This window comes from Arminella tubonensis, assembly GCF_003240585.1.
GTDB lineage: Bacteria > Pseudomonadota > Alphaproteobacteria > Rhizobiales > Rhizobiaceae > Rhizobium > Rhizobium tubonense.
The window spans coordinates 168,033-184,710 of the sequence record NZ_PCDP01000076.1 but is presented as its reverse complement, the minus strand read 5'-3'; the positions used below and the strand labels follow the sequence as shown (position 1 = coordinate 184,710).

Sequence of the window (16,678 nt, the reverse complement as noted above, 5' to 3'; positions counted from 1 at the left end):
TGGATGCACTAAGGATTCATGTCGTCTGGGCAAAGCGCCGTCTAGGACAAAAGCCGAAAAAATCGAGCGCCTCACCGACAGCAACGGTAGCCCCACGATCCGCTGACTATGCAGAAAGAATATCTCGCCACTTTGACGGAATTGGGATGGAAAGAGACGGTGTCGCCCATCGAGTGCCTGTCAGATTTTGGTGTGAACCATGGATTGACGGTTCGGTCCTTCCACTCGCCATCGACTTCTCACGCGCCCGCTATAATGCCGTGATCCTCCTTTACGATGATGTGATGGCGGCGTCTGACGTAAAGAAGCATTGGGAATCCTATGTCGAAGGTATCCACAAACAGATAGCGGAGCGCGGGTCCGTAGATCTGTATATGGCGTTCGGAGATCCGGCGGGTGCATCGCCTCTCAGCCCAGACCTGGGTCGCGACAAGCAGTACTCCCGGCGGGACAGTTGGAAAAATTCCATAAGCCCAGAAGGACTTGGGACTCACCTGTTGCTTCACGCGGTTTTCAAAATCAGGGATCACTTGAAACGAGTGTTCAAAACAAGGAAGGATGAGCCTCTTTTTGTCAGCCACGCAAAGATTGACGGCGACGATACTGCCAGTTCGATTGTCGACTACGTTAACAGTAGGAATAACGACGTTCCCCTAGAGACGTTTTATGATGCAAAGGAACTATCACCTGGCGACAACTTCGCGAATGCATTCAAGGATGCCATTGACTCAGGAACGCTTCTTGCAATCGTCTCTGACGCTTACGACAGCAGGCCTTGGTGTGTGTTTGAATTGACTGAGGCAAAGCGAGCGAGACGTCCAATCGTCCTTGCGGATGTTGGACGTGTTCGTGTCAGCAGGACTTATCCCTATGGCGCAAACGTTCCGAAAGTGAGGATCAATCCCGTCGCCGGAGAAACAGCTTGGATCGAGCCCCTACTTGTCGAATGCCTCTCCGAGGGCCTCCGGTGTGACCTCTTCAATCTCGAGGTGTCAAGCCGCTTGGGCGTTACCGGCGACGATGTTATGGTGCTCCCGCGCCCTCCAGAGCTTTTCGATATCATCGATTGTGCCATTCAGCCGACGCGCGTGATATATCCTGATCCGCCGCTTGCTAGGTTAGAGGCCGAGCTAATAAACAAGGCACTTAAGCGAATGGCAGATGGAACCGTCATGCTTCAAACGCTGAGCGAGATATCATGAATGCGCTAGAAAACGTCCGCGTACAGATCTCCTTATCAGTTCCGCCGGACCATCTAAAGCTTGGGATACCGCCGCGCGAATTTGACCGCGCTCTGCTAGCGGTATGCATGGCGCTTGTACGTGCGGGCGCTATCATCGTATACGGCGGTGATCTTCGGCCCGAAGGATTTGCATTCAAAATCTTTCGGCATTTAGCAAGAGGCTATGCCGATCTAGGCAATGTGCCATTTGTTCACATTATAAGCCATCCCAGCGTTGCCAGCATGACCTACGACGTACTTGCCGACGCCCTGAGGGAGCGGCGGGGAACCTGCAACACTTACGTATGTGCCAATGACAAACTTTTCCCTGTTAGGCTTGGCGATGAAGAGGTCGTCATGGGCGAAGGAGACACTGCAGTCGAACTTCAAGATGATCGTGATCTTACATCTTGGGTTGCAAGCTTAGGTGATCTGGACATTGTTCTTGCGACGAGCTCCGCCCGCCGGGTTCTAGCTGAGTTCGTTGACGCCTGCGTCCCCATCGGAGGAAAGATGGGGCTTCTCGATACTGAGGGCGACCAATATCACGGCAGTATGCCAGGCATCATCGAGGAGGCCTTACTTGCGCTGGACAAGGGTAAGGCGATGATCCCGCTGGCGGCATACGGTGGCGCGACGCGAGATCTCGCCATCTCGCTCCAGTTGCTCGACAAAGCATCCGAGGTTCCCCGGGGCAGACAGATGGATAGCTATGGTAATGCCCTCACGATGGCAGCAGGATTTAGGAATCACATTCCCGTTTCAGTCGTCGCTAGGCTCAACGCGGTAGCCCGCGATGATCGTGCTGAAATAATAGCCCGCGACACCGTCGACATTATTCAATCGTGGTTGAGTGACGGAAAACCTCAAACGGCTTAGCCCGGTTCCCTTCTAGGTGTGAGCAAACGCGGAATAGACGTTAGATTTGAGACAGCCACCAGCTATTACAACTTCAATCCCGGCTGGGAGATGAGATCGACAACTCCCTCGACAATTGTTCGCGCAACTTCGCGGTTGACCGGGGCACTCGTGTGAACAGCGTCATTCCGAATTTTGATCCAATCCCTGACCGGATAGTTTTTCGTAAGAAGTAGGCCTTGCCCCGCGGCCGCTTCGATGAGCTGTTGCATCGACATGGGACGGCGGACGCGGCTCCATTCCGGCTTATCGAGAAGTCGTCGCAATGAAGTTTCAAGGACGCTCATAGCCGATATAACGGCGGCTTGATTTTCGCCGGTCGCCAGGAGACGCGCAGGCTCGAGTTCAAGCGCGGCTTCGGAAGGTTTCACTCCACGCAAAGCGTCCAACAGCTGTTGAAGACCCTGATCGCTCTCCGTGACGGAATCGACGTAGATAGTGTTGGGATTCCTCGCTGAAAGCGAAGTAATTGGGGTTGGGGCGTTGCCGATGACGATCACAAGTGGAGTACGAGAGCCTCCTGAAACATCCTCACTTGCTCGGCTAATGGCCATACGAAGTTCGGCTTCTGTCCAAACGCTGCCAACCTCCACCACGATCGCGATAGCCCGATCCATCAAAGCGTCTATCTTCGCAGTGATGGAGTCACCGGGTGAGATAACGTCATCGGCAGTAATAGGGACGATGCCCAAAGCCTCAACCGGTGGAAATACCTGCTCGCGATATACAGGTAGCCGATGTAGCGGGAGCGAAAAAAACACTAGGCGCGAACTTGCTTCCTTCGGTAGTTTTAATTCACGCAGAGGTGCCTCTTCAGTCACGGTGCTTACTTCCAGGACGCGGTTGCGCCAATAGGCTGAAAGCTCATCAAAAGCGGCGGCAAGAACGTCTCCGTACCTTTTCTTGCCGCGCGGCAGGTTGATCAAAGTTACTCCGCGACGAGCGTAGCGTGAAACGTCCGCCGCCTGCGCTCCTACAGCGATGGCATAGGCTTGGCGTCGAGTTTTCCCAAGCCGCTGCGAGACGACGTGCCAGATCTGACGAAAATCGGGGTCATCCAGGCTGTATCCAATCAACACGGCGGTCTTGGTGATTAAAAGATTTGCCAAATATGTTGCAATCAGAGGGTAGTTGGTCAGAAAGCCGTCGTAGTCTCCTTCAGTTACGACAAGGCGAGATGGGTGACGAAGATCTCCGTGGAGCTTCAGTAGCACCGTTCCGTCGGCCGCAACATTCAATGAAAGCTGTTCTTCGTCCACCACTGGGTTCAGGAAACGCGGGATGGATTCGTACTGGCGCTCCAGCAGGAAATCGAAATTAGTTGTGCAGACCATGTCGAATTTGATCGAGCAGAATGCTCGGTGTGCGTCACCTGGCTGAGCATGCTGAATGTGCAGGATTTCAGATAGCCGTTCTATGAGACGAGCCCGCCCGAATTCATGCTCATAGGCGGACATAGCGTCCACTGGTCCGGTCGCTGAAAACTTCGCGAGATCACGCTCAAATGATTTACCAAGCTCGCCCCATAGCGGCATCGACTTCCCGGCGGGAAGCGTCGCGTTCAAGGACATCCCCGCTCCAATCACGGGCAACCAACGGCCATTGGCGAGATCGTCGAGCAACGGTTTCGGAAAGAATTGCAGATATTTAGACATGTGAGTCCCCCGCTGAAACGTAGCCGCGGAACGGCTCAGTGGCAAACCCGAAAAGGCAGCTGTTCGTCACCGATGGGAAATTCAAAACCTGCTTAGACTGGGCCGATCCTGAACGATCTCGCCGGAGTTAGTACAACAATGCGGCGAGGCTCATCGGCGGTAAGCGTCCGGTCATGCCGCTATAAAGTTGGCTGCCTGTCCGCATCTGCCGACAGCCACCCAAACGCTATAGAGAAATCATGAATTGGTGCTGTCGTTGCCTGCCCTCAAATGCTTCCGGCCTGGGCGCATACTGATCGGTTATAGGGCTTAATGGCTCTGGCGCCCCGCTATGAAGCGCGGCGCATCAGATGGCAAGCCCGCTCCAAGCCGTTGCATGTCCGGGGGCATTGGCCACAGTAGATGTTTATGCAGAAGCTGGTTTCGTGCCAGTGCCATCAGCCCAACCACGAATGCTATTATCACTCCCTGGGAATGCACACTACTTCGCGGAAAATAGAACTAATGCCTTTCTGAAAAAAGTAGACCGCAGTCCCGAAAGCGGTCAAAATCATCACGACGAAAAGAAGGAAAATGAGCGCGGGGATTGGAAGTTCGCCTAACGCAACAACCGAGATAGGAAGTAACATTGCTAGTGCGATTGGGATGCCAAGGCCAAAAAAAGTCCGGCGCCAGCTTCTCGTGAACATGAGACCTAATGTCAACCTTTTGTTACTGCTCATTTTTCATCCTCAATGCTCTCCAAAGTCCATGGAATAGAACAAACGTAACGGTGAAGACCTCCATAAAGAAAAGCCAGCTCTCCAGAGTTATACCAAAGATTGGAATGACCTTCTCCTGAAAATGAAGCAACCGAAGTGCGATCTCGGTCCCAGCCATGAAGCATAACGCTGAGATTGTTAGAAGAAAGTGATTGAAGAGCTCAATAAAAGGTTCCACAAATTTTTGCAGCACCCGATCGGCAAAATTCTGAGCAGATGAGAATATTTGCATCGTTTGACCCAATTATGTTGTGCGATCCCCGCATGGGCGACAACTGTTCATGGAGTTTCTTTATTTTTTTGTGCTGCGCAAGCGGTCAAGCCATTCATTCTAAAAGTTACTGAGCCGCTCACTAATTATCTGATGTATTGCTCGCCACATTGGTTATATGGCCGTGCGAAGTCTAACATTCTTTGGCGTTCGATCGGTTCCAACAATAGTCCGTCGAGTGACTGCCACCCGGCACCAATGGATCGGTACCGACCTGCCATTAAAATTGTAAGCGCGTAGGCCATCCCACGTAGCGTCGCGAGACGACATCGCTCATTTCATCGGCGAACCATTTACGTTTGTATTCGGCGGCATCGATCGACCGATATAGGACACATTCGTTTGCTATCTGATGGGGAACCTCAGCATGTGCCGCACAAGTCGATGCCTACCGTTTCTCAGAGAAAGCTGAATGATGCTTACCCGGCGTCGACTGCAACGCTTGGTGGCTTTTGAAGATTAGCAATCAGCGCCGCTGAAAGTGCCCTGATCAAAGTCATGTTGGGTTGATCCATCGCGGACTCCACCTGCCTGATGATTTCAACCAACGCCGCCTTGGCTTTTTCCCCTTCCTCATCGCCCTTGGCAACGAGCATATTTTGCGCGGCGGCCTTCAGGCGCTTATCAAGCGGCCGATATACCTTTGTCAGTTCTATTATTGTGGGCCAATCAGTGAAGTCTGCCCAAACGCCCGCGTCATTCAATTTTGCTTCGAATGAGTCCCGGCTCAAGAACTCGAGTTCTCTCATTAGAGCGCGAGCAGAATCGCGACACTGTGAAAGACTTCCAATTTCAAACATGGACGAACAGAAGTCACTTGCCTTTTCGAAAAACATAAATCGAAAGCGAGAGCACAGACCCAGCGCCTTCAGTATCCGTGTGGTTCGCTCGTTGCCTAGCGAATTCGGCTTCAGGACCTTCACAAGGTAGAGGTGAAACTCGCTTGAGCCGTTGTTATAACGGATCCTCTTTGTTAAAATGACCCGATAGACGTCCTGATGAGCGCCCGACACAATAATTTGGCTGTTGTCAGCTTCCAGTTGATCCAGCGATGAGAAAACCACTTTCTCAATTGTCGATTTCCAGATCAACTTGAACTGAGCGGAGGCGTTCTCTACGAAATTCTCCCAAAAAACTGAAGTTTCCCCGATGCCAAAAATTGACATCGTTGCTTGATCGCCGCTCATGACAGAGGTCCCAGGCAACTCTTCACTCAAACCCGTCAGATCATCCGCCACGGAAACAACAATTTTTCTTTGTGGGCTTACTTCGAAGTCTTTTCTCGTCTGTAAAGCTTTAAATAAATTCAAAAGTATTCCCTGAGACGAAAGCCTTCTATCCTCTTTTGAGTGATTGCGGTCCGGAAGAGCGATACGATGTCGAAACACATTTACCGAGGTCTCGATATCTTGCAAGAAGAGCGAAATGGCATGGTCGTCATCGACCGTATCGATCTTCTTCCGATACTTGGCTTCGTCCAATGACATTTCGGCTTTGTCTAGGCCAATACGGATACCTTTGAGGCCAGCGGCAACCATTGGCATCTTGTCCAAGTAAAACACGACGAGGCGCCTCTCCACCGGACGGTAGATTTCGTCCTGATCGCGCATAAAATATCCTACTTCTAAGCCTGTAAACCCGTGGCTTTCCTTTTCCTGTCCCGTATAAACGACGACAAGAATGTCAGTTTTTTTCAATTGATCGCGGATCTGGGAGTTGAGATCGAACCCCGATTTCATTCCTTCAACGTCTATCCAGACATCGGTGAAATCACTGTCGACGTGGGCTTTTATGCCGTTGTAAATCGCCAGTGCCAGCTGCATATCCTCGCTGGCATAGCTGATAAAAATTCCTAACTTCTCGACACCGCCGAGCTCGTCGGTCGTGATCCGCCCCGTTAGTTCGACGGACTTCGCAGGACTACCATTCCTTCCAGTACGACCAGGTTTCATCGAAACACCTTTTCGCCAATAGCCGATCGATCGCGAAAATAGCTTACCTAAGGTGGTATAGAACGCAAGCAATTTCCCTTCGTAAGGGAGTTGCGGAAGTTTCGACGACTTCTTCCGCACTTTACGAATCTGCATCGGTTCCCGTTAAGCATGCATCGGCGCCATGAATATGCTTTTACGTTATTTTAAACCCCGGACGACATGAGAGGTAGGAGTCAAAAAGCAGATGGAAACGTTATGAAAAATATATTCTTGGGTCATTCTACAGAAAGCGCTCGTCTGGCTGATGCCATGCAAGATCAGTTCGAAGCACCACTCTACTGCGGCCGAGCTAGCGACAAGAGCGGATTCTGCTCATTTCGCGTCAATCACAGCCACCTGGACAACCTTATTCGAGTTACCAATCAAGTAGATTTCGCGGTCTTTCTTCTAACCCCTGATGATGACCTCACGCACAGGGATAAAAATGCGCTTGCGCCACGAGACAACGTCATTCTTGAATTGGGATTGTTTATGGGCGCGTTGGGTAAAGAGAGGACCTTTTTCGTTGCTCCCGGTGACCATGAAATCAAGCTTCCCAGCGACCTACAGGGTATTACTCCGATTACGTACAGCTATTCAGTCAGCAAGGCCAATCCTGGGCGAGCTGTCCAAGCCGCTTGTAGACAAATTAAGCAGTTGATTGACGTTCTCCCGCCACTGCAGCGAAAGTTCGATGGCCAGCCACGCGAAGCCACCTTGCCCATAGCAGTTCCAACCGGAATGCTCATCGCTCAAAAGCTGAACAAGCAGATCAACTTCCAGGGCTCATTTGTTATGCAAAAACGCGTCGTGGCGCTCGCCAACGGGAAATGGGATGAGACGCTCAATGCCTGGAAGATCAGCGAACAGCGATTGTCTGAATTAGAGACAGCCTTGGGAGGAAAGCCAGTCTAGTTATGTCAAAGACCAAACCGGCTCTCCACCGCGGGTTCCCAAGTTAAAACTTGGTCTTCATCCCGAAGTGGAAAGCATGCAAGGCAGGGACAGTTGTTCGTCACGATTTTGTCGATACCGCGGGCTTCCAGGTTCCAAATCATGCGTTGGTTGGAAGGGTTACATTCGGCTCGGATCTCTGCAAGCGTTTGAATCGTACCCCCGAGATAATACAAGCCGCTCCTGTTTCCAATGGAGTCCAGGGAGTCTACCCTGGACTCAAAGTGGAAGGCAAATGGTGGGGCGCCGTACTGCAAGGTCAGTTGCTGGGCGATTTCTGTCGCACGATCAACATCTCGACACGGGACCTGGACAGGGCGTTCGGTGTTTGTAAATGATCCATTAAAAAGAAAAACTGCGTACTCTTTGCTCATTTGCTTAATCTCGCTTGGTGTTACCCCATGAAAATCTTAGCCGTTGCAAGCGACAACGTTGAATTCTGCAGGGTTTACCACAATGAGCTTTAACGCAGTCTCGTCGTTACCGAGTTGTCCAGTTTAACGCCGAACGTCGTTAGGCTAACGTAAGGCCGGAAAGTCGTCCTTGTCTGATAGCGAGTGGTGTCCATGGCCTTCCATCAACGATTCCAGGCATCCAAAAAGCAGTTGCCGTCGACGTAGGTACTGTGTTTTGTAAAATTGTCAGTCCTCCGATATTTCCATAGCCAAAGGCGTTTTGCTCGCATCTCTCAACCTCCGCTTTGTTCAGATCTCCCAAATCCTTTTGCCAGAGATCGAACGCAACTAGCTTGGCGCCAATGTTTGACAGATATTCTTTTAGCCCAACACTCCAATTGATTTTCTTCCCGATTTCCATCGCCGGGACAATCCCGTCAAAGCCCGTGAACCCTAGTTCCTGACAGGCTGCAGTTAATTTGACATTCGCTTGCGGGTGGCCGTAGGCAACGACAATTTTGAAATCAATGCTCTTAAGAGCTGCCATCTCTTCAGCCGAAGGTTTTTCAACCAGACCTTTTTCGCTGCGAAGGTCACCAGGCCATGAGTCCCTCGGACGTCCACTATACGCCCACAACTGCGCAGCTGCCTGAGTACCGGAAGCAGCGTTATCATCAGCAAACACAATCAACGTCGATTTGCCAGGATCTGCGACAGCCTCTCTGAGTGTTGAAACCACGCTAATGGATTTATCAGTTTTCAATAAGCTTCGCAGGCCAGCCACTATCGCTCCGCCGCTGGATGTGGAGAGCGGCACAACGATGACATTCTTTACAGTAGACGCAATTTCCCTCAACTGCTCAGCTATCAGTTTGACGGCAGTGTCTCGCGGAATGAAATCCCCCGTAGCGAGGGCCTCGCGCAGGTCCTCTCTCAGGCCGGGAGGGAATTGGTCAATGAAAGCCGCAACCGTCTCACTGTTTATGGACCAACCGCCCTCCCCGTCGAACTTCTCGAACTTTTTCGACAATAACGCGACGTCACTCTCATCGGTCTTTATGGCAAGTGCGGGAAAGCTATCAAAATAGGACGCGGTCTCCAGTTCAGACATGATACGTTTCATTCTCTTGCGATCGGTTCCCGTTCTCCGATGCAAGCCATCGATATCCAAGATCGTAAGTGGTTTGACTTGCAACGGTCCGAACCTACGTTCAGCCTCTTCGGCAGAGCCAGTTTCAGCGATTTTGTTTTCGAAGAGAGAATTCGGGGTGTCCAGGGATTTTTTGTAGATGATCGTTCTCGCCGCCAACGAGACGATCTCTCGCCACTCTTGTGGAGCCATGACATAGCCAATTTGACGAAAATGGTCCGAGGCATCGCTCACGCCGCGAACGTTGGTCAAAAGCTCTGAGGATAGAAGCTCGCCATGCTGAAACACAGGCGCGTCGGACTTCTTGTGATCAAGGCCTGCTATATCGATCAAAACGACGTTCGACAGGGGCATTGTCGGCAAATCAGAAAACCCAACCGCCTGAAGGGCTTTGTAGATTTCATTGGCTTCGTAAATAACCGAGTTTTCGAAATGAACGCTATCGACAGCCTCTTCGTTTTTCTGTGTGAATTTCCTTCTGAAAGGATCGGCGATCTGTTTCCTCAAAGTCGAGAAGGCATTCACATTTTCCGGCCCATCAAAGATCTTCGGGAAGATGCCCTGAACATGCACCAGCGACTTCAAAAGATTTGTACTAAGGGCGCACGCCTTTTTGGGCATTTGTCTATCTCTAAGAGAAGCGCCTAACGTTGCCACCTCGCCATCCGTTGATCGAGCGAGTTCGTCTAATAGTGCGTTGTCTGATAACGACCAAATACCGATGGCGTCGTCAATCTGGCTATCGCCACTTCCAGTATTCAGTTTCAGGGCTCGGGCAAAAATTGCTTCAGCGGTTCGAGTGAATGAGTGTAAGTATACTCGTTGATAAAGCGTGGAACGAGCTCGAATTATTTCGTCATAAGTGTCCCAGCCGGACGCATTTAGAGCAAAAACAAGTCTATCTTTTGGGCTGAAAGCGAGTTTTTTTGCCTTAGTTGCATCAATTCCAATAAGCGAGCTTCCCAGAAACACTCGCGACACGTCAACGCCGACTGGGATACCACATGCTGCAGCGTCGCGATTGACGTAGTCGATCTTGTCTGCGTCGACAGAAGAGGATGAGATAATTCCTTGAATATTACCACAATTGTCCTGAACTCGTTGTCCTGCAATCAGGCAGGCAATTCGGTGCACGGCCTCATCATCCGCTTTTTTGTCGATGTATTTCTCATAGTAGCGCCTGAAGCGGGGAGACAGCACAATTGCGATCGAGATTGTTTCCGAAAGAGAAACTCGAGCTTTCAGAAAATTTGCTGCGCGAAATGTAAAATCTTCATCTGAAAATCCCCCAAATCGGAAGCGATCCTTGCTGCCTTCGATAGCAGATTCCGCAGCGTGTGAGAACGGAAGGTGACCGATATCATGAAGAAGCGCGGCATGGATGAGTTCTTGGGGTCGCAAGGGCTGTAGGTCTTCAAAACGTTTGAAACCTTCCAGATGAGCCTCCATCTCTACCTTGTCCCGCTGCCTGTCGATCGCTGCAATGAACTTGCCTACTACATGGGCCATTCCAATCGAATGAGGAAACCGAGAGTGCTCCGCTGAGGGATAGGTCAGGTAGCTAAATCCAAGCTGTTTTATACGCCTCAGCCGCTGCAAGAGCGGGGAGTCGATCAGCTTCATCGCACCCTCGTCAAACTCCATCATTCCCCAAACGGAGTCTTTTAGGGCTTTTTGTTTTTCAGATCTGGTACTACCTATTCTTCCCGCTACATGTGCCTCTGTGAAGCCAATGCGGTCGAATGCGCTATTCAAAGCCCGTTCAAACTGAAGATTTTCTGCTGAGAAAAGATGCTTCTCAAGCTTGCGCACACCGGCAACGCGCGAAGACGTGTCGGTCATGGTCGATCTGCGGATCCGCTTTCTTTGAAAAACAAATTGCACGCCTCATCGATCAAAGTTCTTTGGGCTTCTGTTAGCTTTTCCAACTCGAACTTTGCCGTGGATGGCGCAATTGCTAAGTCAACTATCTCGTAGCTTGGGTTCGAAACGCGCGTCAGAAAGCCTTGAGCCGATCGAAGTTGAAATTCCCAATTCTCGATACCACCCATCGGAGATGGCCTTAAATTATTTGCAATTCTCACCCACGGAACAACTTGTTTCCACGGGACGCCTTGTTCTTCAAAGTCCTCGATCGCGCGATCGAACAGTCCAACAACGGATGCAAGCGCCTTGCGGGTTCGCGGGTCCTGTGGTGCAATGCTCTTCCATCCCTTGCCGACCAACTTCGCAACAAACGCTTCGACAAACCTTTCAGTTGGGATCGCGGCAGCGGGATCTAATTTAGCAGTGGTCACCATCAGCTCACTTCCCAACGATCTTACTATCTTCAGATGCACTCTGCAGGCGAATCAAACACTCTAGAAGTGTCTTATAAAACAATTAACAGAGTTTTTGCGAACAAAAGTAGAACATCCAATCCTATTCCGCAAGCGTTAGTTTCCCACCATCGTTGAGTGGTAAGCCAGCGTCAAAGATTTATCAGACATCTCATACCGCCTTAACGTCACACCCGTAATCGCCTTATCGCGACTGTTGTTCCTAAAACCATTGAATACTGTCAAACTATCTCTAAGACAACAGGCCGCCGAGGTAACGCTGCCACTTCGAAATAGGCTGTAAGCTAGCTGATTAGTCGATCTATCCGGTGCTGTATCAAGCCTCAAAACAGAAATCGAGAAATTCGGCCCGCGCGAATGCGGCTTGCTGGCGAAACAATCGAAACGACGTCGCCCCTGCAGGCAATCTACGTCACCGTGCGAATTTCACGCCACCCAAATTCTGTTGTGAGGCGATATAGTGACTCTTGCCGAGCGCGGGAAAGTCTACAACACCGCGAGACGGATCAATTATTGATCGGCCCGTAAGCGCGTGAGAATAGGCCACTACAATCCAACGGTCCCTAGATGAAAGTTTCCGCCTAAACCTCAACTTCGGCTTCGAACGAACCTTCGGGTCGAGTCGGTCTTCACGACCCGGAAACAAAGCCAATCGTTTGCGAGTACCTGATAATCGACGATCAACTGTCGCGAAAGAAGGTATGCCAAAGCCGGGTTCAGCCGACGAGCGTGCCATCCGTAACGGCTCGCTACATCTTCAGCCAAATGCGGCATAGACGGATCATTGATCAGGTCAGCGGCAATACGCAACGCATCCTTATCTGGCGACCAATCCTTGAAGTAGCTATCGAAGGTCGCGTACAAGCCAGTTTTAGGCAATACCCGATCAAAGCTGACCGTAACCAGGTCCCGAAGTTCGTGCAGTGCGTCTTCCACGTCCTCGACCGAAGCGCCGACTGCTATGGAAATTTCTTCGGTATCCATCTGAGGATCGCCGAACAGCGCCGTTTTGGTCAATTCCACGAATATCTTCGCAATCGCCGTAGCAGTTTTCGAATACCCGATGGCAGGCATCTCGGCAGTAGCAGGGCGCGGCCCGACTGACGGCCTGCGGGATAGTCCGTGAATATCGTTCGCCAGGTTTTCGATGCTCTTCTCGAAAGCCGAAATGGATATCTCTGGAGACATCAAGCCGGACATCAATGGTGGAAGTAGTGTCGCCGGAAAATTGGAGCGAAGCGGGATGAAGGCTGCTTGGCCGTGAATCCGCAACATCAACCCGGCATCGATCTCGTGATTGACCCAAGGCTTGGTAATCGAAATTGGAGTAATCAAAACGATGAAGTGCGTGCAGCCGCCCAGTCCCTCGTCTATACGCTGACGCAGGCTAGCGCCCGCTCCCATTTCCCACTGGTCCCACCAGACATTGATGCCTTTAGCCATGAGGGCTTCAGCGATCTGTTGAGCCAGCGCACCGTCTTCCTTAGCATAGCTTAAAAAGGCCGTTGGATCGGCCAACTGCAGGGAGGATGTGAACGTGGTCGCACGAATCTCTTCGTCGCTCATACGGCATTTTACGATCTCGATCAGCGATGGTGATCCTTCCACAGAAAGGCGAATATCGTCCAGGCGATCGCCCAGCACCTGCACTGTTGGAAATTCTCCGGTGCCTGGGTCCCTAATGGAGGATATCCTCTCAAAGAAGTGCTCTTTGACCTGCTCTAGTGCCGCATCTTCGATGTCCTTAGCGAAGTCGGCCGCGTTGAAAGGCCTGCCGTTATAGGTGAGTGACATAAAGAACCTCCGATGCGCTCCAAACATAGTTGCTATTAGTACATTCCGCCAGAACTGACGCTGGCGATCGGCCCCCGCTCTGACAAAAGCCGCGACTTCTCCCACATCGAGAAGATCTCCAGCAGTCTCCAGCAAATTCTGGGCCTCGGTTAGCTTAGCCCCGGAATAAAGTAGGCTCTTATCCTTTCCCTGCCGTTCAAGCCACCGCCTTGCATCCCGACGAAGAATGAATGGTGTGAGTCCGCCACGCGTAGTCTGCTCATCATTCAATCCCGTCAGCGCAAGGTGTAGCTTCCTCATGCTGTCCGCTTCCAATGGAATCGTGCGGAAATCCACATAATTCAAGGCTCGAAAAACGCTGCCCGAAGCAAGCCTGTCAATATCTTCTCCCCTAATGCTCGGCAACATCACAGGGATAAGCTTGAATTTTGGATCCTTCTTGAATCGCGCGACGGCTCGCTCCGCCTCCCATAGATGGGTCGGCCCCCAACCATTTCCTCCAAGAAATATCGCACACGAATTGCAAACATTCAGCTCATTTTCAAGGAATGACATAAACTCGGCACCGGCTGGAATGCTGTAGACGTCTAGAAAATTAGGTAGGCCATATTCAAGCTCGATGGCTTCAGCAACATCGCGCACAAGACGCTTGTCGTCATTGTTATGGCATAAGAACACACGCTGAAACTTTGGCTCATGACTTTCTGTCGAAAAAGTTCCGCTAAGCGCTTCTTGCGAGGAAAAGTCCGTCATCTGCCGCCTCAAGATTTGACTGTTGGACACACTCGGGCCGTCATTATTCAGCTTATCAAAATCGGGAACACAATGATGCCCGATCAATTTATGCGTGTTCCATGCAATCGAGCGCAAAGTAATGGACTAGGCACGCGTACTACGCGTGATGCCACCAATTTCGGCTGTCCGGATTTGTCGGTTGTTCTGTGAGCAATCTGCACACGCCGACGTTCAATCGGCAAATTCCGGACTGCTCCATTCAGATTCGCAGTTGACACGCGGAACGACAGCCCGGTCTATGACGTCTGCGAAGCCGGATGACCGCATGCCCGCGCGACGTTGCCGTCTATGGACATCGGAATCCCGCATGCTTACGGCATGGCCACGAAGGTGAGGCTGCCGATGGTCGAGCTATATCCACCCTGACTTCAGGCACTTCAATCCTATCGTTGCAGAAGAGCTGAGAACCGATACGTTTGAAATTGGCGATTCATATCGTCCTGCGGTTATAGGTTACTAGACTCGATCAGCCTCAGGATATTACCTTCGAGTTGCGCCCTGTCTGTACTTGGATACGTGACCAATTGTCGTGCTGCGGGAGGGACTACTCGCGTGTCATCAACACGTAATATCCAAATTTGCGTTTTGTCTTCACGTTGGCGTTGCAGGGCAGCGTCGAGCTCATCAAAACACCACGGGCTGCAGGCATATTCGTTGCACCATATCGCAATGAAGATGTTCGAGCGTTCCATATGCTCTTTTATTTCATTCGACAGCTCTCGCCCCGCTCCGAAATCTCGCTCATCGCGAAAAACTTCGAAGTGCCTACGACGTAGTGTCATTTCGACGAAATCGGCCTCCTTTGGGCGGGAACGGGCGTAGCTGATAAAAACTCGCTTCGGCTGCCCGTCAGCACGCTTCATGCTATTATTGGCTAGTTCTTCCACAGATTGGACAACCGTCCCTATACCTTCAAGCACGGAAAGAGAGGCCATCCGTTCTTTCAAAAAGTCGTCTAGTCCAAATCGCAGATCAATCCAGGAGGTTTCGGCTGCACCACCAAGAAACGGCAGCGGAACGATGGGCTTCGACTTGCTCGTGGCCAAAGTCAGAAGCAGGTTAGCTGATCCGGACATTTTTCCACCTATAGCGACTACTGCGTGACAGCTATCTAACGCAGCAAGCTGCGACAACAACCAACTGTTGTTCCAATTGATCTCGCCGTTCGGGCCCTTTGCCACAGGATGAGCATACGGCTGAAAACAACGAGCCGTTGTTCTCCCCATTAGGCGTCGGACTTCGTCTGTAACACCAGCGTCATTAGGGCTGTGCATTTCAATGACAGGACAAGCACCATCTGAACCGCTTAGAAATTTCGCGGCGCTTCCGATCGCATAAAAATCTGCGGATCCCTCAAATGGGCTGCAGGCAACAAGGTCATGCCCACGTTGGACGATATCTCGACCGATATGACCCATTGCCGCATCCAGGGTGGCCATTTCCTCAGCGAAACGTTCGTCGTTTTCGGAAAGCGTCGTGCCGCCAATTATAAAAATCTTCATGCGAAATTCCGTCACTTCTTTGCAGCAAGATCATTCGGCGTTCGCCACATTGTCCAAAAATCCGATAATTCTGTGAAATAGAGAATGGATGTTCGTGGACTTTGGCAACCAAACATTTCACGCCAGTTTCAACAAGCTTATCAAGCATACTATGTGATCGGATACTCGGGGAGCTCATTGCGTCGTCTCGGCTCACGAATATTCGTCAATTTCCGCGCAACCGCACACCAATCGGTCGAACCGGAGCATAGATTTTTGCTGACGGAGAGTTGCGGGCCATCGTACTTGTCGTCGTAAGGATCAAAAAAGTCCGGGAAGCGTCGGCGTGTCGGACCTGCCAAAGGTTTCCCCGGGCAGTCCGTAGAGATTTTGAATACCTTCGATGAATTCTCTCTGGCCACCGTAACTCGGGTGTCTCACTTGCTGGGCATCAATGCCCATATCGGCCAACGCCATCTGTGCATCACGCCCGATTGCCACAACGATCTTCGGCTTCAGCGCCTCAAGCAGCCACATTAAGAGCGGTTTGCTTGCTTCCCGTTCGTTTCTAGTATGGCAACGATTGGACTGGGGGTCATCGGGTTCATGCGGGTGAAGTGGAAACACATTCCACAAGAACACTGGCCGATTGATCCTGTGCAGTGTCTGCCAGATCACGCCTGCGGTTCGCTCGGCGACGGCTGGACCTTTGGTGGCTCGCGACAGAGGCAGGTCGCCATATAGTTCGGAGTGAGCGGCCAAATGTGCCTCGTCGGTCAAGGCGAGACCGGTACGCCTCCCTCCGCGATACCCAAGGTCACGAGCGATCCAAAGTGAGTCAGCTGAACGCTCTAGGGCAGCTTCGAGAACCAGCCTGAGATTTTCGCGCCTTATGGCTGGCGCGTCCTCGTAGTCGAAATCACTACACGCCTCCGAATATGGATTGAAGGCGCTTTTGAACTGCATCTCG

The 16,678-nt window shown here is 51.3% G+C and carries 10 protein-coding genes; 3 read left to right on the top strand and 7 right to left on the bottom strand.

Annotated elements, in window-relative coordinates; genetic code table 11:
• Positions 1-146 precede the first annotated feature (146 nt).
• Positions 147-1,202, top strand: a complete 1,056-nt coding sequence (locus CPY51_RS30585; protein ID WP_195909662.1) for a toll/interleukin-1 receptor domain-containing protein — start codon at positions 147-149, stop codon at positions 1,200-1,202.
• On the top strand, positions 1,199-2,101 hold the full coding sequence (locus tag CPY51_RS30580; protein ID WP_111164117.1) for a hypothetical protein: 903 nt from the start codon (positions 1,199-1,201) through the stop codon (positions 2,099-2,101). The genes CPY51_RS30585 and CPY51_RS30580 overlap by 4 nt, the downstream gene beginning before the upstream one ends.
• A gap of 65 nt (positions 2,102-2,166) precedes the next feature.
• On the opposite strand, the gene CPY51_RS30575 is transcribed toward CPY51_RS30580, so the two are convergent.
• Both CPY51_RS30575 and CPY51_RS30560 read right to left on the bottom strand, forming a co-directional pair.
• Positions 2,167-3,795 (bottom strand): SIR2 family protein, encoded by a 1,629-nt coding sequence (locus tag CPY51_RS30575; RefSeq protein ID WP_111164116.1) that lies wholly within the window; start codon positions 3,793-3,795, stop codon positions 2,167-2,169.
• A gap of 1,451 nt (positions 3,796-5,246) precedes the next feature.
• Entirely contained in the window at positions 5,247-6,914 is a 1,668-nt protein-coding gene (locus CPY51_RS30560; RefSeq protein WP_111164113.1) for a toll/interleukin-1 receptor domain-containing protein, read from the bottom strand.
• Between the two features lie 102 nt (positions 6,915-7,016).
• On the opposite strand from CPY51_RS30560, the gene CPY51_RS30555 reads away from it, so the two are divergent.
• Positions 7,017-7,715 carry a TIR domain-containing protein gene (locus tag CPY51_RS30555; protein ID WP_195909661.1) on the top strand — a complete coding sequence of 233 codons (699 nt, stop codon included), beginning with the start codon at positions 7,017-7,019 and terminating at the stop codon, positions 7,713-7,715.
• Positions 7,716-8,267: 552 nt separating this feature from the next.
• Here CPY51_RS30555 and CPY51_RS30545 read toward each other — a convergent pair.
• The 5 genes from CPY51_RS30545 to CPY51_RS30525 form a co-directional block, all read right to left on the bottom strand.
• Complete coding sequence (locus CPY51_RS30545) at positions 8,268-11,141, bottom strand: phosphoribosyltransferase-like protein (RefSeq protein ID WP_111164110.1); 2,874 nt, start codon at positions 11,139-11,141, stop codon at positions 8,268-8,270.
• On the bottom strand, positions 11,138-11,599 hold the full coding sequence (locus tag CPY51_RS30540; protein ID WP_111164109.1) for a hypothetical protein: 462 nt from the start codon (positions 11,597-11,599) through the stop codon (positions 11,138-11,140). The genes CPY51_RS30545 and CPY51_RS30540 overlap by 4 nt, the downstream gene beginning before the upstream one ends.
• Positions 11,600-12,226: 627 nt before the next feature.
• Positions 12,227-14,185 carry a toll/interleukin-1 receptor domain-containing protein gene (locus CPY51_RS30535; protein ID WP_146260212.1) on the bottom strand — a complete coding sequence of 653 codons (1,959 nt, stop codon included), beginning with the start codon at positions 14,183-14,185 and terminating at the stop codon, positions 12,227-12,229.
• 488 nt (positions 14,186-14,673) lie between these two features.
• The gene (locus tag CPY51_RS30530; RefSeq protein WP_111164107.1) at positions 14,674-15,729 is read right to left on the bottom strand and encodes a toll/interleukin-1 receptor domain-containing protein; all 1,056 of its coding nucleotides are present in this window, start codon (positions 15,727-15,729) and stop codon (positions 14,674-14,676) included.
• 300 nt (positions 15,730-16,029) lie between these two features.
• Positions 16,030-16,674, bottom strand: coding sequence for a uracil-DNA glycosylase (locus tag CPY51_RS30525; RefSeq protein ID WP_244598840.1), 645 nt, complete (start codon positions 16,672-16,674; stop codon positions 16,030-16,032).
• Between the last annotated feature and the right edge of the window lie 4 nt (positions 16,675-16,678).